The organism is Erythrobacter aurantius (genome assembly GCF_023823125.1).
In the GTDB taxonomy this organism is placed as follows: domain Bacteria; phylum Pseudomonadota; class Alphaproteobacteria; order Sphingomonadales; family Sphingomonadaceae; genus Erythrobacter; species Erythrobacter aurantius.
In genome coordinates this window covers 3,049,427-3,067,061 of record NZ_CP090949.1, presented here as the reverse complement: position 1 = coordinate 3,067,061, position 17,635 = coordinate 3,049,427, and the positions used below count along the sequence as shown (strand labels likewise).

Here is a 17,635-nt window from a genome sequence, read left to right as displayed (position 1 = left end):
CCAACGCCTCTCCAAGGGGGATTTCGAAGACTTCGAACTTGGGAACCCGTCGCGGACCCCTCCGAAGCAAATCCAGGATGAACTTAAAGCCATGACTGCGAAGCATGCATAAATATGAAGCACAAATTTCTGTTCTTAATGAACAGCTTGAGGGGTGGGCTGAGGCGTTCAAGGACTTCGGCGAATCCGGCCAACAGGTTCTTGGTCTAACTTCTCCAATTGGAGAAGGTGAGGGCCTTGGCTTAGTTCCAGAGTTTATCCCGACAAAGTACGCCATATCCTTTGTCTTGGATATTCGGGGGCGCTTGCTCGAATTGATTGATGCCTACGAGGCAAAATGGCCCCAACAGGCGAGTTGGTGCGAAGAACAGCGTGCGCAATGGCCGCTCGATCGCGTGCTTGGCCGCGCGGTCACCTTATTGGAGAACAAAGAGAATAGTGAACGGCTCGCTTTGGACGATTGGCCGGAAGTCATTGCACGGACGATTGACCCGGAAGAAGAACAGCAAGAGGAGCACTTCGAAGGAATAATTTTCAGTCATCGAGACGTGCAGGCACGACTCTTCGCACTTGAGAATGACTTCCCAAATTTCCGGCCGGAACTTGAGCTTGAGAGCAAAATAGTGACTGAAAGCTTCGCGAAGTTAGGCGATAAGCGTTCAAGCGTGGCAAGAGGGTTGCGAAGTTTCGTTCGCAACGAGGGCATTGTTCCGTGGGTGCGAGGCAAAGATGAGAAGACGTTTGGTGAGCGCTATGCTCCTCTCTTTGAGTGCATTAGCGAAGAAGGCGATCATCTAGCTTCCGCACGTTGGTTTGAAGATGTCCAAGGTGTGCTTGGCGATATGTCGCCAGAGGTACGAAGCGAAGTCGAGAGGGTGCTCCATCGAATTTTTGATGCTCTCGAGCACTTCGGCTTCGAACAACTCGCAGAAGAGCTCACAGCAAATGGAGGCCAGTTGGGACCTTTATCAAGCGTGGGCTCTGGCAGAGTAAATGTTATTCCGGGTGATGGTGGGCAAGCCTGCCATGAAATAGTTCTGGCCGTTGGAAGGACGGGCTTGAGATACGTTTATACGGACCTCGGAATTCGGCGAGTTATGCGCCTTCTTCGCCGTCACCTTCTAGATTGTGGTCCGAGGACCCAAGCAGTCATCATCATGACAGATAGGAGGCAGCAAGGCTGGGAAGAGGAGAGCCGCTATGACCTCCGATGGCACCAGGGACAGGGTAAGAAGGTGCTAGTCCTAGAGACGGATCCGAGGTTCAGGCCGGGACCGAGATTACGGGAATTCTGAGATAGTCAGCAACGGTGGTTCGCCCAATAGCGATCCCAGCATAATGCGAAGACGACTTAGCTGTTTATTTCTAGCACCCAGTGATGTGTTACCTCGTGGATACCTGAAGAAACCGGCTATGAGCAGTAGTAAGTGTGGCCACGGAGCCGAGAGATCCGGTATCGAAACGGCTATGCTTAGTGACTTGTTGAGCGTTACATAGAATCCGGAAAGCCTACCAATGACTACATTACTCTCTTGGATGTCGGTGAAGGGTGACCAACCAAGCGCGATCTACATCGTAACCGACAGTCGCATAACCTGGGGGAGTGCCGAGAATCGTTGGGATGGCGGCAGGAAAGTCTTTGCTACCCGGCATGGTGATATCTTCGGTTATTGCGGTGAAGCCTTCTTTCCTTCTCAAATCATAGGCCAGCTTTGTGACCTGGCGAACTTAGATATTCTCTGGACCGAAGATACGTCTGCGGAAGAGAAGAATGCTATCTTCGTTGGCTGTTTAAGGTCTTCGCTTAGCCTATCACACGCCGACCAACATGACGATTTTTGGATTCTTCAATTCGCGCGAGATGGAGATGGACCTGATTGTGAGTTCAAGGGATGGAAAATCAAATTCCGAAAGGCAGAACCAGACAGCATTCAGTGCTGCGAATTGGATCTTACTTGTGGTGGGCACTCAAAACTGATCGCGACCTTGGGCAGCGGTGGAGCGAAGTTGAAGAATGAGATTTTGGCTAGAAAGGATCAATATCAGGGAGGCAAGGCAAGCGTATTCTTTGAAGCATTCTGTGACTTGTTGGAGGAACAGGTCGACCCGCTGAGTGGCGGCGCGCCTCAAATTGTTTCGATAGACCAAGAATCTCCTGGCAAGTTTATCGGATTTAAATCGGGCGATGACTCCTACGTTGGCGGTTTCAAGGTTGAGCGAACTGAAGCATTCCAAGAAATTGAATGGAGAGACGAGACATTCACTTATTTGGATTGGCGAACTTTAAAGCGAGCTTCCGGCGCTCAACGTAATGTGAAACGCCCCCGTAAATCATGACCGACACAGCTCTACCCGATGGTCTCGAGGCACTACGACGAGAACTTAGCTTGTCTGATGTGATGGGGCTAATCGAGCGGACAGCGCGATGGGTTGATCCGAAAACTTTTGAGTATTTGCCAGTCTGGTATCCAGAGCATGCTCGGCGAGCTTTGTTTTACAAAGCAAACTGGACTGAGCCTCAAATGAATAAGAACCGCCAGACAGGTGTCTCCATCCATAAATTTGAAGGCAATATCTACGCTAACAAGGCTCTCACCATGGCACTTGGACTGCGTGCTCAAGACAGACCGAATTGGTCATGCTGCCATATTTGGGGAGTTGATGACGCAGCGTACCAAACGAGTAACGAAGTTGTGCAGGATCACCGTTTCTATTCATGTGTCGCCAACATGGTGCTGCTCCCCACTCCATTGAAGGCCTTCACTGACGTGATGGAAGAGGTGAAGACGATGCTTCGCGTGTGTTCCCTTCATCTCTATGGTTGGGCCTGCGATCACGAGGTAGTCTCAGACGCGGTTGCGCAGGTGTCCGCTTGGCAAAATTGGGAGCATTACCCAGAAACTTGGCCGACCCCAGACAAACCATCTATGCCTCTCGGTACCGTGCCGATTACGGCCAAGATTAAGAGAGATGCCGACAGGCGCAGGGAATCCATCCGAAAGGATCTCTTATCGGCCGGCCCACACTATCCACGCGAGGCCGTTGAACGCGCAATTAGTTACTGGCAGATTGATCTCTAAATGAATGTTCAAGCGCTGGAGGCTGCTTCAGACGGTGGAGACTGGTTAGCGTTAGACTAGCAGCACCGCCACCTACCCCTTGCGCCGGGATCCTGTCCCTGACCTCCATTGCGGCGCTGATCCGTCGATCGTTTCGGCCCGCGTCTTCAGCGCCGCGTTCATCGCTTCGAACCCAGTCCTGATCTGCTCCTTGGTAAGGAGATACAGCAGGGGCGCGGCGAGGCCGTAAATCCGCTCGTCATGGTCGACCCGGACGCGGCCGTTATCGAGTTCGGTCAGGCGGAAGGTATGGTCGCCAAGCGCGATCCAGCGGAAATAGAAGGCGCCGGTCCAGGTGAACTCGCGATGCTCGCGGTAGTCCGTCACCTGCGGCACGAAGACATACCGCTTGCCGCTATCGGTGCGCGGGCGCACCTCGAATGTCGCGCCCGGCGCAATCCGGCCCCGCGCATCGGTGATGAACGGATTCCACTCATGATAGCGGTCAAGCTCGACGAGGATATCCCAGATGCGTTCGACCGGGGCGTCGATCTCGATCTGCGTGCGGATGGTATGGCTCATGGGCGGTTCTCCGGAATGCGGCGCTGGAGGAAATCGACCTGCTCGGCGATCACCGCGTCGAAGCACGGGCCGAGATAGACGTCGAAATGATCGCAATCATGGGCACGGAATTCGCAGTCGGGGATTTGTCCGGCGGCCTTTCGCGCGGGTTCGAAAGGCGTGGTTTGATCGCGTTTCCCGGCTTGAATAAGCACGGGGCATCCGATCCGCGAGGCGCGCTTGCCGGGTGAATAGCGCATCGCCTCGACCAGACTCAGCGCGGTAACGCGATTGTGATCATCGAAATAGCTGCGCCATTCGGGAGAGGGCAGCATTGCGACCAGCGCGTCATGGGCACCGGGGGTGGACATGGCGCCGAATTCGCCCACGGGGGCAAAGGTCTTTATCATGTGATGTCTGCCGAACAGGCTGAGGACAGCGTCGGCGATGATCGCAAATGCCATTCGCGGGAGCTTGGCAATCGGCAACGCCAAAGCGGTGGCAAGCCCGCTGATATGTGGCACTTGCGCAATCACGCCGGAGAGGTCGTCACGCTCCGCCGCGATGGCGAGCACATGCCCTCCGGCGAAGGAGGAACCCCACAGGACAATCCGGCTGTAACCAAGCGAGCGGGCATGCGCGATGGCGGCGTTCCAGTCTTCGTGCTGCAATCTGACCTTTAGCAGGCCGCGTGGTTGGCCCTCGCTTTCGCCAAAGTGGCGATAGTCGAACAGCAACACGTCATATCCCGCCGCCCGGAACGCCTCTGCATAGGCATCAAGGCCGTAGTGCCGCGTTCCGCCAAACCCGTGCGCCATGACGATGCAGGTGCCGCTTTGCCCGGAGGTGTCGGCATAAAGCCATGCCGCGCAGCGATCGCCGCCGGATGCGAAGGAGATGTCCTTTCGCATGGCGCTCAGCCCTTGGAGCGGAGGCGCGATAGCTGGATGCCGACGATCAGGAAGATCGCGCCGAAGGCAAATATCCACTTGATGATCGAGGCGGTGGTGCTGATCGCGGTCAGCGGGGCGATCACCATCTGATAGCCGTCCCCGCTGAGGAACTGGTGTTGCAGGCCGTTTTCGAACCAGTCGCAAAGCCCGGCGACAAGCGGGAATGTCAGCACGATATTCCACCGGTCGGACAGTCGCGCCGCATCGAGGCTGAGCGCGAGCGCCACGCTGAGGAATATGGTGTACCAGACCCAATGGATGTCATCGAAGATCAGGTGAGCGTGATAGAATTCCATCACCCCTTCCGCTTCCCATGCGGCGAAGGTCTTGCGATAAACCTCGGGCGTGAAGCCTGTGACCTGCAAGCCAAGCATGCGTTCGGTCACCAGCGGCTCGACCGTGATCGCGATGATCAACTGCGAAACCAGGTAGATGCTGCCGAACAGGAAAAGCAGGCCCTTGTGCGACAGAAACTCACGCGCGGATTTAAGGCTTGGCATTTGGGCCATCGCGGCCTCCCTTTCTTGTTTTGCACGGTCGGCGCGCATCGCATTGCACTACATATGTAGTTAGTTAAGCGATTCGCCTTGCGCCGTCAACTACATTTGTAGTAACCGTCTTTTCATGGACGTGAATTCAGCCACCTCCCGCACTGATCGTGTAACCCGCGCCGCCGTCGAAGTGCTTGGCCTCAAGGGGGCGGCCGGCCTCACCCATCGTGCGGTAGATCGCCATGCGGGGCTGCCCGAAGGCTCCACCAGCAACCTGTTCCGTACCCGCGATGCATTGGTGGGGGCAGTATGCCGGTTTCTTACCGAGCACGATCTGGCCATCCTCACAAAGGCGGAATCCCGTTTTGACGCCGTGCCGATCACCCATGCGGACGCTGCGGCAGAACTGGCCCGGATTGTCTCCCGCTGGAGCGAGCAGGAAGCCGTGCTGACCGCCGCGCGGCTGGAAATCTTCCTGATCGCACGGCGCGACCCGCGGCTCGCGGCTCAACTCGATCAGGTGCGAAAGAACTTTAGGGACCGCGCAGGGGTGTGGCTGGAACGGCTGAAACCCGGTGCAGGCCGCCATGCAGCCTTTCTCATGGCGGTAATCGAAGGGCTGACCGCGAATCAATTGCTCCACGCCAGTAACAGGATGGGCGGGGAAGAAATCACGTCCTCATTGGAGAGCACTTTGCGCTCGGTCATGACCAATGCATGATCGGGTGCTGGAAGCGGTCTGGCTGCTTTCCCATCCGGTGCGTGACGCGCGGTAAGGACAGCTCGCAAATCAACCGGGACGATCGGCAAAGAACGCGCTGTCAGAGCGCGGGCTGGACGACGGGCCTGATCAAGGCTGCTCTTTGCTTCAGGCCTGATCCGTCAAGGCCGGATAATCGCAATATCCGCGTTCTTCCCCGGTGTAGAGCAGGGTGTAGTCCGGCTTGGCGAGGGGGTGCCCTTCGCGCAGGCGTCGGGGCAGGTCGGGGTTGGCGATGAAGGCCCGCCCGAATGACACGGCCTCGGCAGCGCCCTGTTCGATCAGCGCGCAGGCCTTTTGCGCATCCAGCATGTTGTTGGCGATGACCGCTCCGGGGAAATGCCTGCGGATCGTTGCTAGCGTGCCGGGGCATTCGTCCCCCATGTCGACAACGTGGAGATAGGCGATCCCGCGCTTCCCAGCAGCCTCGATGAAGGGAGCGAATGTCTCCCATGGCGAAGCGGTGTCCATGCCGTTGTAGCCATTGCCCGGCGAAATGCGGAAGCCCAACCGATCAGGCCCGATGGCAGCGGCAATCGCGTCGAGCACCATCAGCGGGAAACGGGCGCGGTTTTCGGCTGATCCTCCGAATTCGTCGTCGCGCCGGTTGCTCGCGGGGTTGAGGAACTGGTTGATCAGATAGCCGCTGGCACAATGCAGCTCGATCCCGTCGATCCCTGCGGCCCGGGCGTTGCGGGCTGCGGTAGCAAACTCCTGCGCGATGGTTGGCAACTCATCTGCCGTCAGTGCGCGCGGTACCGGGGTGGCCACCGGCGTTCCGTCAGGGCCGGGGACTTTGGCCGGGCAGGGCAGTGCGCTTGGCGCGACAATATCGGCTTCGTATCCCCGATTGGCCGGTACCACCACGCGGCCGCAATGCATCAGCTGCATCGTGATCAATCCGCCCTGCCCATGGACAGCGTCCGCAACCTTGCGCCAGCCTTCGATCTGGGCGGCGGAGTGGATGCCGGGCGTGCGCCAATAGCCTTTCCCGGAAGGGGAGGGCTGCACCCCCTCGGTAATGATCATTCCGGCACTAGCGCGCTGGCTGTAATAGCGGATCATGATGTCGCCGGGGACATCGTCCGGGCCGGCGCGATCGCGCGTCATCGGTGCCATGACAATGCGGTTGCGGCAGGCCAATGCGCCTAGGTTGAGCGGAGAAAAAAGAGCGTTGTGCATTCGAAAATAGATAACGCATCAGCATTGAAATGGCCATATGCGTTGTATAGGATCACAAAAATTACGCATTTAGGGGAAGTCGATGAAATACCCGTTTGAAGGAAAGGTGGCGATCGTCACCGGGGCGAGCGGCGGAATTGGCCGCGCATCGGCGCTGATGTTCGCCGCATCGGGCGCCAGCGTGGTCGTATCGGACCTGCAGGACGAGAAAGGCCAGGAAACGGTCGATCTTATCGCCGCTGCTGGCGGCACCGCGATTTTCCAGCATTGCGACGTGTCTGACGAAGCGCAGGTCAAGCAACTGGTCGCGGCGGCTGTGACCAATTTCGGCGGCCTCGATTTCGCGCATAACAACGCCGGGGTGAACCGTCCCGGCAGCAACGAATGGCAGACCGCCGACTGGAGCCTGTCGCTCAACGTCAACCTGTCGGCGGTGATGTACTGCATGCGTGAAGAGATCGCGGCGATGCAGGATCGCGGCGGCGGTGCGATCGTCAACACCGCCTCGGTCAACGGGCTGGTCGGCAACCCCAGCCAGCCGGGCTATGTCGCAAGCAAGCACGGGGTGGTCGGCCTTACCCGGTCTGCAGCCCTGCGCTTTGCCAAGGAAGGCATCCGGGTCAACGCAGTGTGTCCGGGCGTGGTCGACACGCCGATGGTCGAGGCGATTTCGAGCATTCCGCAATATCGCGAGGCGATCGAAAAGATGACCCCGATGGGGCGCATGGCCCAGCCGGAGGAGATCGCGGGCGCGGTGCTGTGGCTGTGTTCCGACCAGTCGAGCTTTGTGACGGGGCACCCGCTGGTCATCGATGGCGGGGCTACAGCGATCTAGCCAGCCATAAATAGCGCAAGAAAAAGGGCCGGAGAGGATAACCTCTCCGGCCCTTTTTTATGTCAGGTCGATTCAGTCGATCAGAAAGTGAATTCGACATTCACGCCGTAGGTTGCCGGATCGCCGAAGATGATCTGGCCAAAGCCCAGCTGACCATAGTCGATCCCGCGCGAGACGTATTCCTCGTCGAAGATGTTCTTGCCCCAGAACTGGACCGAGAATTCCGGCCCGTTGCCGATCGACACACCATCAAGACGCAGTTGCGCGTTGAACAGGCTGCGGGCTTCGGCAGCGGTTTGCTGCTGGAACGGAGCGCTCAGCGGGTTGGGGAAGAATGGAGTTTCCGAAGTGTAGCTCCAGCCGAACCGGGCCGTCAGGCGGGTGTCGCCCGATCCGATGTAATCGGAATAGGTGATCCCGGCATTCGCGGTGTAATCGGGCGAGTTGCCCGGAGTCACGATCGAAGCGATGTTCTGCACCGTTCCTGTGACGTCCGCGCCGGGGAAGTCTTTGACGCTCTTGTCGACATAGCCGAACGCTCCGTCGATCCGCAGGGCATCGGTGACTTCGATCGTGCCTTCGAGCTCGACGCCGAGGTAGTTGATCTTGCCCGCGTTGACCACCTGCGTGCCGAAGCTGCCGCCACCCTGGATCGGGATCGGAACGGTCGATTGCAGGTCCTTGTAGACGTTGTAGAACACTGCGGCATTGAGCCGGACCGGACCGAACTGGCTCTTGGCGCCAACTTCGAAAGCGTCGATCTTTTCCTCGTTGAACGGGATCAGGCCCACGGCTTCGTTGATATTGGTCGTCGCCGGATTGTCACTACGGGTTGACTGGCGCAGGTTGAAACCGCCCGAACGATAGCCACGCGATGCCATGGCATAGACGTTTAGATCGGGATTGACCTGATAGTCGATCGTGATGTGACCGGTCGGTTCGGAGAAGCTGGCGCTTTGGGTGTTGAGCGCGATGTCTTCAGCCGAGGTGAAGGGCGTGGCGCCGTTCTGGGTCCGGACAACCGATTTTTCGTCCCAGCTGTAACGCAGGCCCAGCGTGATCGCGAGCGGAGCGTCAGGCCCGCCCGGACGCAGCGTGCCCTGGCCGTAGATGGCGTAGGACTGGCTGTCGATTGAATAGCCGAGCGTCGAAGACTGCGCGACCGCGCGATAGCGGGCCGGGTTCGCTGCCTGGAAGACCGGGCTGAGCGGACCAAACTGCGAAAACACCGTCTGGTTCGTATCGAGGACGAAGGCAAAGGTCTGAGGGTTCACCTCGCTGCCGCTTTCCTCGAAGTAGAAGCCGCCCAGAACCCATTCGAATGCCGTGCCGGAGCCGCCGACAATTTCGAGTTCCTGGCTGAACTGCTCCTGTTCGCGATCGTTCGAGATCTTGAACAGTGGCTGGGTGGTGGTCGGAACGGGCGAGTTGGCGACAAAGTCGATAATGCCCTGCGGCGTTCCGGCAGGGAATACGAAAGGCAGGAAGCCCTCGGCCGCTGTGCCGGCAAAACCGTTGAACAGGGTGCTGGTGTTGAACAGCGCGCCCTGAATCGTGCCGACCCCGTCGAGATCGCCGCTCTGGATAGTGTTGTCCCACCAGCGGAATGCGGTGGTTGACCGGATGGTGACCGTGTCCAGATCGAGTTCGAGGCGGGTCATGTTGCCATAGACCTTATCGTTCGAAAGTCCGGCATCCTGCAGGCAGATGCTGTCAAGCCGCGACAGCGAAACGCTGTTGGACGGGGCTCCACATTGCGGCTCAAGCGCGGTTGCGCCAGCCAGATAGGGGCCGACCGGAGCAGGTTGCACCTGGCTGAAGGTGTTCCCGTTCAGGGTCACGTTGGGGCGAAACACCCCGTCTCCAACCGCCGAAAGCTGCGCAGCATGCGGCACAGCGTCGATCGTGGTGTAATCGAACACATTGGTCAGCATGAGCTTGTCGCCAAGGTCTGCTTCGAATGCCCAACGCGCGCCGAAGGTCTTGTTGCTGCCCGGATCGCGGCTGTCGCGCGGTTCAAGCAGGTTGTCGACGACGCCGTCGCGCTGATCGAACATGACGCCCAGCGTCATGCGCACGCCGCCAAGGTCGCCCGAATTCAGGATCGCACGTCCGTTGATTTGATCGTAATTGCCATAGCCCATGCGGACCTTGAGGCTGGCGTCATCCGACGGACGGCTGGTGATGTAGTTGATCGCGCCGCCAGTCGTGTTGCGGCCGAACAGCGTGCCTTGCGGGCCGCGCAGGACTTCGATCCGCTCGATATCGGCGATAGCGAAAGACGCTGCTGCGGAACGGGCAAGATAGACGCCGTCAAGATAGATGCCGATCGGCGAATCAAAGCCGAGTGCTTCGTCAGCGGAGGTCGGGATGCCGCGAATGGTGACGACAGCTGCGGTGGCGTTGGTGGTGCCGCCATTGACCGAAACGTTGGGAGCGATCGCCGCAAGATCGGTTGTTTCCGAAATGCCGAGCAGCTCGACCGTCTCTCCCGTCACCGCCGTGATGGCGATCGGGGTTTTCTGGAGGTCTTGCTCGCGCTTGTTCGCGGTCACGACGATCACATTGCTGGCGCCTTCCTCCTGCTCGCTGTCCTGCGCCAGAACCGGGGTCGCGCCCATTGCCAGCAAGCTCGTGCCGAGCAGCAACCGGGACGCATTGCGACTGATCTTCATTAATTCCCTCCCTCAAAAACGCATTTTTGCATTGTTATGCGTGGTAGATCGCCGAAATCGTAACAAATGTCAATTTAGATTACGCATAATGCAGATTGAAAAATGCAGCAGGCCAATGCTGCGTAAAATCACGCGCAAATTTCAGCATATTCTTTGGGTTTTCGTGCCTAAGCGGCGTTGTCCCAGGGGTGCGTATTGGTGCCACGCACGACGTACCGCCCGTTGACCCGCTTCTGGAAATCGCCCGCCCGCGCGCGCGGATTGAAGAACTGGCGATACCAGATTCGCACCTTGTCGAACGGTCCGTCGCCTTCGACCATCATCGGATTGAGGCACGGGCGCTTGTTCGCCCAGATTTCGAAGTCCTGCGCAAACGCGACGACGCCCGCTTCTTCGTAGCCTGCGGCGAGCGCGCGGTCTTCTTCGGTCGGCTCGGTGTTCTGCACCTTGACCGACAGACCGTACCAGACCTTGACCTTGCCATCCTCGATCGGGGTGTGCGCGATCAGCATCAGGGACGGAAATTCGCCGATCATCTTGGACTGCAGGATGCCCGGACCGGTGTACCATGTGTCGTTGGTCATCGGCTCACCGCCGTCCGCGGCCAGCGTCTTGTGTCCTGCCGACAGGATCTGCCGCGCAACGTGCCCTTCGAATTCGTTTTCGAACAGCTCCATGTTGAGCGATCCGTGGACCGGTTCGAGGTGGCCCTTGTCGCAGATGTTGTCGACCACTTCCTGCGGGTGGCTGTCCAGTTCGCCAAGGCAGCGGACATTCCAGTTCACCCATGCCGGTTCGCCATAGCCTTCGAATTCGGGCAGCTCATAGTCCGGCTCGCCGCCTTCCTCGTCGTACCAGAACCAAAGGCAGCCGGCGCGTTCGACCAGCTTCTTGGTCGAAATGCAGGCGCGCTTGGGCGGAGCCTTGGGGGAATAGGGGATGTCGTCGCACTGGCCATCCGGGCCAAAGCGCCAGCCGTGATAGGGGCAGCGGATGCTGTCGCCCTGAACGTGCTCACCATCCTTCACGACATAGGACGTGGTGTTCTTGGCAAGGTGTGTGCCCATGTGCGGGCAGTATGCGCCGACCAGATGCGGCTTGCCCGATGCCCCGCGATACAGGACGAGATCTTCGCCGAAAAAGCGCACGGCCAAAGGCGTCTGCGTCGCATCGCTCGACAGGCCGATCATGAACCAGCCCCGAGGGTAGGTGAAGTCACCCAGGTTGTATTCTGCCGTCGTCGCCATTTCCCGTCCTCTCCGCGAATCTGTCTTTTCAGAACCCCGGAGTACTTTGCCACCGCAAATCGCGGCGGGCAAGGGAATTGAGCTTTGCTATGCGTAAAAAAGTCAGCCAGCTTCTACGCAAATGCTATCTTGACCCCGTTATCCGCACGATCCGCGCATTATATTTGAGGGTTTTTACCGCAATCGAGGTTTCGACGTGATGCACGCCGTCAATCGAAAGAATCTGTTCCGAAGAGATTTCGTGGAGGCGATCCAGCTCGTTGAACAGGCAAATTGAGGTGATGTTGAACCGCCCCATCGTCACCATCACAGCGTTGATGGTGTCGAGCTCCGCAATCCGGGATGCAACCTCGCGCACGCGGTCGACATCGACCTGCGCCCCGATGAAGGCCATCTTGGTGTTGTCCGCCAGTTCGAAGCTGGTGATGGCCGTGAACGCGATCAGCCCTTCTTTCTGCAACCTGCGGATGCGGCCGCGCACCGTTCCTTCGGTGACGCCAAGGTCGGCTGCGATCTTGCGGTTCGAAGTTCTTGCGTCCTTCGACAGGATTTCGATCAGCTGGCTGTCGAGTTCGTCGATCTGGGGCTGGGTCACGATGCTTCCCTCGCTTCGATCGGGGCGACGTCGAATTTGTATTTGAGTATGTCCACCGCAATCGCGGGCAGCATGGACCGGATCCCCGACACGCCCGAAAGCCGTTTGAGCATGAGGTCCGACAGATCGTCATAGTCCTTGAGAGCGACGAGCATGTCGATGTCATAACGCCCCGTCACCAGGTGGACGGCGAAGACTTCCGGGATCTTGGCAAGGTCTGCGGCGACATCGGCAGCAGCGCGGCCTTCAACTTCGACCGCGACCTGCATCAGCAAATTGTAGCCATGCGCGGAAAAGTCCGAGACCGCGACAACGCGCAGCTTGTTGGCGTCTTCCATCCGCTTGATCCGGGTGGAGACGGTGGCAGCGGTCAGCCCCAGCTTCATCGCGATCTGCTGGTTGGTCGCACGCCCGTCTTCCCGCAATTCCGCGATGATGGAGCGATCGATGTCGTCGATTTCGAAATTGCCTGTCATTGATTACCGTAACTGCCGAAATTCTCGGCTGCAGGAAAGCGTCTGGTGCGAGCTATCGTCAATTCGTTTGCTCCTCGTGCAGCGACTTGCGGTCCGCTTCCAGCGACAGCGCGCCGCGCCACAGCAGCAGCGCGCCCAGCAGGCCGACGGGTACAACCACCGTCAGCGCCATGCGAAGGCCCTGGGCACCTTCGCCGAAAGCCTCGCTCAAAACGCCCGCCAGCCAAGGGCCGATGACATAGCCAAGCAGGTTCACCGCCAGCATCGCGATCGCCGTGCCGGTCGCGCGCATCCTGTCAGGAAGGACATATTGCAGGCCTGCGTAAATGCCGACTGCCCAGCCTCCGCCGAACAACCCTGCGGGCAGCGCCCACAAAAGCGCGACCGTAAGGCTTTGCGCCCAGACCGTGGCGACGACAACGCCCGTGGCAACCGCCAACCCGATGGCGGATAGGACCAGCATTCGCGCATAACCGTTCTTCGCAATCCGGTCTGCCAGAGCGCCGAACAGCATCGCTCCGATCATTCCCGGAATGACGAAGGCACCGCCGAACGCACTGCCCGCCTCGGCCATCGAAATGCCGTAGTTGCGGGAAAACAGCGTCGGCCCCCAGAAACCGAAAGCGATGCCCGACAGGACGCCAATACCCATCCCGAACATCATGCCGCGATAGCTGCGCAGCCGTACCAGCTGCCGGGCGAGCGGGACAAACGGCAACCGCGCCGTCGCGGCTTCGGTCCTCGGCGGCTCGCGCACGATCAGCCATGCGACGGCGACAATCGCCAGGCCGATGGCCCCGAACAGCTTGAATGCAAACCGCCAGTCATGCACTTCGGCGATGGCAGGGCCGGCTCCGTATCCGAGCATCTGTCCGAAATAGACCGCCAGAGCCATCACCGCGAATGCCTTGCCGCGCTGATCGGCCATGAAATAGGCGGCAATCACCGAATAGGCGGGCGCTTGGAATGCCGCTTCGCCCACGCCCACGCCGATGCGAGCGGCGGCCAGAGTCGCCGGGCCGGTCGCATAGCCGGACAGGATCGTAAACACGCTCCAGATCACGCATCCGGCAACGATGATCCGGATGCGGTTGGCGCGGTCGGCATAGATCGCGATGGGGATCGCCAGCGTCGAATAGAACACCGCGAAAGCCGGGCCCATCAACAGGCCCATGAACCCGTCCGAAACCCCGAACTCGGCCTTGATCGGATCGACCAGCCCCGCCAGCAGAAAACGATCTGCATGATTGAAGATGGCAATGCCCAGCAGCAGGATCAGGACGATCCATTTGTTGGGCAGGGCAGGCCGTGCTGCGGGATCGGTTTGGTTCATGCTCTAATCCCTCATCAACATGCCGCCGTTGACGTGCCACACCTGTCCATTGATCCAGCTGCCGTCGTCGGATGCGAGAAATGCCGCCATTGCCGCAATGTCATCGGGCTTGCCCAGCCGCTCGTGCGGAACATGGCGCAAGGCCTGTTCGACCTGTTGATCGGTCATGTGGATCTTGACCGCTTCGGTCAGCACCACGCCGGGGCAGATGACGTTGGAGCGGATGCCTTTCTTCCCCCACTTGCTGGCTACATGGCGGGCGAGCGCGTGGATCGCGTTCTTCGTCATCGGATAGGCGACCTGCCACGGGCTGCCGCCTGCCGCCGCGCCGGAGGAGGTGTAGATCATCGCGCCACCGCCCTGTTCCAGCATCACGGGCAAGGCGGCCTGCGTGGCGATAAAATGGCTCTTGGCGTTGATCGAGAAGCTGCGGTCGAGCACTTCGAGCGAGCAATTGAGCGCGTCGATATCGCCTTCTGTCCCACCGGCAAGGTTTGAATGGTAGAAATCCAGCCTGCCGAATTCCGCGAGCGCCGCATCGACAATCGCTTTCTGGCTTTCGGGTGAGGTTCCGTCGAGATCCACGCCGATCGCCTTGCCGCCATCCTTGCGGATCTGATCGGCCACGCTGCGTGCCCAGTCTCCTTCGATATCGCCGACAACGACGCTGGCGCCCTCGGCCGCGAGGCGCACCGCAGTCGCAGCGCCGATACCCCGGCCTCCGCCTGCGACGATGCCGACTTTCCCTGACAAACCTCTCATCATGCTATTCCTTCCGGTATTTTGCCGAACCAGGGGGCTGCCCGTTCGAGCTGTCCGGCCAGTCGCAGAAGGCCAGCCTCGTCTCCGTATCGGGCGGTGAACATTGATCCGATCGGCAGTCCCTTGCGGCTCATGCCGAGGGGAACCGACATGCTCGGCTGTCCTGTAGCGTTGAACAGCCCGGTGAATGCAGTGTGCGCTCCCACTGCCTGACCCCAGGCGGCAAAGTCGTCCTTGTCGAGATCGAACACGCCCAGCTTTGGCGGAGGATCGGCCAGAACGGGCGACAAGATCACGTCGTAATCGTCCATGAAGCGAGCGACCGCGACGGCGATTTCCTGCAAGGTCACATTGGCCTTGGCGACCGCCGTTCCGGGCACTTGCTGGCCGTATCCGTAAAAGCCCAGAGTGATCTTCTCGAGCGTTTCGGGACTGATCGGCAGGCCTGTGGCTGCCGCCCTTTCATCCAGATCGCTGGCGAGCGCGGTCGAAATGAGCGCGAAATTCGCGGCTCCCATTGCGGCGGCGTCTACTCGGGGGGCGGCCTCCTCGACATGATGGCCGAGGGATTCGCACAGGCGCGCGGTTGCCAGAACCGCGTCCTTTACTTCCTGCGCAACGGGCGCTCCCGAAATCGGGGTGAGCATCAGCGCGATCCGCAACCGGCCCGGATCAGCCCCCACTTGCGACAGAAAGCTGCCTTGCGGCTCAGGCGCGGAATAGCGCGAGCCCGGCTCGATCCCCGCCGTCGCGTCGAGCAGCGCCGCGCTGTCTCGGACGGAGCGGCTGATCGCGCCATTGGTCGAATTGCCGCCCCAGCCTTCGGTGCGCTGCGGCCCCATCGGCACGCGCCCGCGGCTGGGCTTGAGCCCGAACAGGCCGCAATTGCTTGCCGGGATGCGGATCGATCCGCCGCCGTCGCTGGCATGCGCGAGTGGGATCACGCCTGCGGCCACCGCCGCTGCCGCGCCCCCGCTTGACCCGCCCGCGCTATGGGAGAGGTTCCACGGATTGCGCGTCGGTCCTTCGGCAAGGCTTTCGGTGGTCCCGGTCAGGCCGAATTCGGGCGTGGTTGTTTTCCCGAAGATCACCAGGCCCGCCGCTTCGTGCCGGTTGACCAGTTCCGAGGTGAAGTCCGGCCTGTAGTCATTGTAGAACCGGCTGCCCTGACCCGATCTCTGCCCTGCGATATGCATGTGCAGGTCCTTGATCAGGAAGGGTACGCCGTGAAACGGCCCGTCGGGCAATCCCGCCGCGATCCTTTCGCGGGCATAGTCGAACAGTTCCTGCGCGATGAAGTTCAGCCGCGCGTCCTGCTCCTGCGCCCTTCCGATCGCCGCTTCCAGCAGCTCAATCGGCGAAACCTCACCGTCGCGGACAAGCGCGGCAAGCGACAGGGCATCATGGCTCGCATAGTCCGGTAGCGCTGCACTGGCCGCTGATGTCATGGTGCCCAATCCTCCCGCCGCAATGGCGACCCCTGTCATGGCTGCCGCCCTGATCGCCTCGCGGCGCGAATGGCTCATTCAGCCGAACCTGCGCCGTCGTCGACATAGAACTGCTTGTACCAGCTGCGGAACTTGCCGATAGGACCGTCTCCGCCGCAGACGAGCGCGTTGGGCAGGTATTTCTGCCGATCCCACACGACCTTGTCCTGATCGAACTGCTTGCAGATGTCCTTGATGATCGCGCGCGCGGCACCGCCGGCGGGCCCTTCCTTCTGGGCCTTCGGCTGGGTGAAGCAGAAGCGCGAGACGGCGTGGTCCTCGTCAATCGGAGTGATGCAGGCGACCAGCAGCGTTTCGCAAATCCCGGTGAAGCGCGTGTAGCTTTGGCCCGGCCCGATGTTGCGATAGGCGATTTCGCCTTTGACCATGCCTTTGGGCGTGCCCAGGTTCAGGAACAGCCGCGCCCCGCGCCGATGATCGCCGGTACCCCAGTCGAAGTCATAATCGGGCATGTCGGCGGCGCCGTGGATGTATTTGAAGTGGGCCGCGTCCACGCCGTTTTCGGCCATGTTTTGCAGCGATCCCCACACATCCCATTCAAAGATGTCATAATCGGTCCATTCAGGATCGGTTGCTTCCTTGACGTGCTCCACTTCCCACATCGGGTCTGCACCCTTGGGATGGTACCAGAACCAGATCCAGCGGTTGGCTTCGGTAACGTGCCATTGCTTTTCGCATGGCCGCTTGACCTGCGGAGGAATGCGGGTGGCATAGGGGATCGTTTCGACCACGCCTTCGCCGTTGTATTGCCACGAATGGAACGGGCATTCGATGTTGTTGCCCGTCACCTTGCCGCCGTAACCCATATGCGCGCCGAGATGGCGGCAATAGGCATCAAGCATGCGGACCCCGCCGTCTTCGCCGCGCCAGATCACGAGATCGGTCGAGAAATAGCGCAGCGGCTTCACTTCGCCGATCTTCAGATCGGACGACAGCATCGCCGGATACCATCCGTAAGGATAGCCGATATCGAGATTGCGCTCTTTGACGCTCGCACGGTTCTTGGGTTCGCTGCGTCGCCACTGGAGCAGTTCTTCCTTGCTCATGTTTTCGAGCATTTGCCACACCAGTACAGGGGCGGTGCGGGCATCGGTTGCACTATCCATCTTTGCGTCCATTTCGGCTGCGGGGACTGTCATATCGCTTTCCTCAATTGGTCCCGGCGGCGAGGGGTTGTCTCTCGCACGCGGCAAAGTCA

At 59.8% G+C, this 17,635-nt stretch carries 17 protein-coding genes; 5 read left to right on the top strand and 12 right to left on the bottom strand.

What is annotated here, in order from left to right:
- Window positions 1-104 precede the first annotated feature (104 nt).
- The 3 genes from L1K66_RS14640 (at window position 105) to L1K66_RS14630 (ending at window position 3,080) form a co-directional block, all read left to right on the top strand.
- Complete coding sequence (locus L1K66_RS14640; protein WP_252258527.1) at window positions 105-1,295, top strand: hypothetical protein; 1,191 nt, start codon at window positions 105-107, stop codon at window positions 1,293-1,295.
- Window positions 1,296-1,515: 220 nt separating this feature from the next.
- Window positions 1,516-2,337: a hypothetical protein gene (locus L1K66_RS14635; protein ID WP_252258526.1), complete on the top strand. Its 822-nt coding sequence runs from the start codon at window positions 1,516-1,518 to the stop codon at window positions 2,335-2,337.
- Window positions 2,334-3,080 carry a hypothetical protein gene (locus L1K66_RS14630; protein ID WP_252258525.1) on the top strand — a complete coding sequence of 249 codons (747 nt, stop codon included), beginning with the start codon at window positions 2,334-2,336 and terminating at the stop codon, window positions 3,078-3,080. The genes L1K66_RS14635 and L1K66_RS14630 overlap by 4 nt, the downstream gene beginning before the upstream one ends.
- A gap of 72 nt (window positions 3,081-3,152) precedes the next feature.
- Here the strand turns inward: L1K66_RS14630 and L1K66_RS14625 are convergent, their stop codons facing one another.
- Genes L1K66_RS14625 through L1K66_RS14615 form a run of 3 tightly spaced genes read right to left on the bottom strand, consistent with a single transcriptional unit; the run spans window position 3,153 to window position 5,082 of the window.
- A complete protein-coding gene (locus tag L1K66_RS14625; protein ID WP_252258524.1) occupies window positions 3,153-3,641 on the bottom strand; it encodes an SRPBCC family protein in 489 nt (162 codons plus the stop codon).
- A complete protein-coding gene (locus tag L1K66_RS14620) occupies window positions 3,638-4,531 on the bottom strand; it encodes an alpha/beta hydrolase (RefSeq protein WP_252258523.1) in 894 nt (297 codons plus the stop codon). The genes L1K66_RS14625 and L1K66_RS14620 overlap by 4 nt, the downstream gene beginning before the upstream one ends.
- Before the next feature lie 5 nt (window positions 4,532-4,536).
- On the bottom strand, window positions 4,537-5,082 hold the full coding sequence (locus tag L1K66_RS14615; protein ID WP_252258522.1) for a hypothetical protein: 546 nt from the start codon (window positions 5,080-5,082) through the stop codon (window positions 4,537-4,539).
- A 115-nt stretch (window positions 5,083-5,197) separates the two neighbouring features.
- Here L1K66_RS14615 and L1K66_RS14610 point away from each other — a divergent pair, with 115 nt between their 5' ends.
- The gene (locus L1K66_RS14610; RefSeq protein ID WP_252258521.1) at window positions 5,198-5,785 is read left to right on the top strand and encodes a TetR/AcrR family transcriptional regulator; all 588 of its coding nucleotides are present in this window, start codon (window positions 5,198-5,200) and stop codon (window positions 5,783-5,785) included.
- A 147-nt stretch (window positions 5,786-5,932) separates the two neighbouring features.
- Here the strand turns inward: L1K66_RS14610 and L1K66_RS14605 are convergent, their stop codons facing one another.
- Complete coding sequence (locus tag L1K66_RS14605; RefSeq protein WP_256471462.1) at window positions 5,933-7,006, bottom strand: alkene reductase; 1,074 nt, start codon at window positions 7,004-7,006, stop codon at window positions 5,933-5,935.
- Window positions 7,007-7,088: 82 nt separating this feature from the next.
- Between L1K66_RS14605 and L1K66_RS14600 the strand changes: the two genes are divergently transcribed.
- Window positions 7,089-7,841 carry an SDR family NAD(P)-dependent oxidoreductase gene (locus tag L1K66_RS14600; protein WP_252258519.1) on the top strand — a complete coding sequence of 251 codons (753 nt, stop codon included), beginning with the start codon at window positions 7,089-7,091 and terminating at the stop codon, window positions 7,839-7,841.
- 80 nt (window positions 7,842-7,921) lie between these two features.
- Here the strand turns inward: L1K66_RS14600 and L1K66_RS14595 are convergent, their stop codons facing one another.
- The 8 genes from L1K66_RS14595 to L1K66_RS14560 all read right to left on the bottom strand — a co-directional run bounded on the left by L1K66_RS14595 (window position 7,922) and on the right by L1K66_RS14560 (window position 17,576).
- Entirely contained in the window at window positions 7,922-10,516 is a 2,595-nt protein-coding gene (locus tag L1K66_RS14595) for a TonB-dependent receptor (protein WP_252258518.1), read from the bottom strand.
- Between the two features lie 167 nt (window positions 10,517-10,683).
- Window positions 10,684-11,763, bottom strand: coding sequence for a Rieske 2Fe-2S domain-containing protein (locus L1K66_RS14590; RefSeq protein WP_252258517.1), 1,080 nt, complete (start codon window positions 11,761-11,763; stop codon window positions 10,684-10,686).
- 124 nt (window positions 11,764-11,887) lie between these two features.
- A complete protein-coding gene (locus tag L1K66_RS14585) occupies window positions 11,888-12,358 on the bottom strand; it encodes an Lrp/AsnC family transcriptional regulator (protein WP_252258516.1) in 471 nt (156 codons plus the stop codon).
- On the bottom strand, window positions 12,355-12,834 hold the full coding sequence (locus L1K66_RS14580; RefSeq protein WP_034955268.1) for an Lrp/AsnC family transcriptional regulator: 480 nt from the start codon (window positions 12,832-12,834) through the stop codon (window positions 12,355-12,357). Before L1K66_RS14580 ends, L1K66_RS14585 begins: the two co-directional genes overlap by 4 nt.
- A 58-nt stretch (window positions 12,835-12,892) precedes the next feature.
- Window positions 12,893-14,167: a spinster family MFS transporter gene (locus L1K66_RS14575; protein ID WP_252258515.1), complete on the bottom strand. Its 1,275-nt coding sequence runs from the start codon at window positions 14,165-14,167 to the stop codon at window positions 12,893-12,895.
- A gap of 3 nt (window positions 14,168-14,170) precedes the next feature.
- A complete protein-coding gene (locus tag L1K66_RS14570; RefSeq protein ID WP_252258514.1) occupies window positions 14,171-14,932 on the bottom strand; it encodes an SDR family NAD(P)-dependent oxidoreductase in 762 nt (253 codons plus the stop codon).
- Complete coding sequence (locus L1K66_RS14565) at window positions 14,929-16,455, bottom strand: amidase (RefSeq protein ID WP_252258513.1); 1,527 nt, start codon at window positions 16,453-16,455, stop codon at window positions 14,929-14,931. The genes L1K66_RS14570 and L1K66_RS14565 overlap by 4 nt, the downstream gene beginning before the upstream one ends.
- A complete protein-coding gene (locus tag L1K66_RS14560; protein WP_252258512.1) occupies window positions 16,452-17,576 on the bottom strand; it encodes an aromatic ring-hydroxylating oxygenase subunit alpha in 1,125 nt (374 codons plus the stop codon). The genes L1K66_RS14565 and L1K66_RS14560 overlap by 4 nt, the downstream gene beginning before the upstream one ends.
- Window positions 17,577-17,635: the final 59 nt, after the last annotated feature.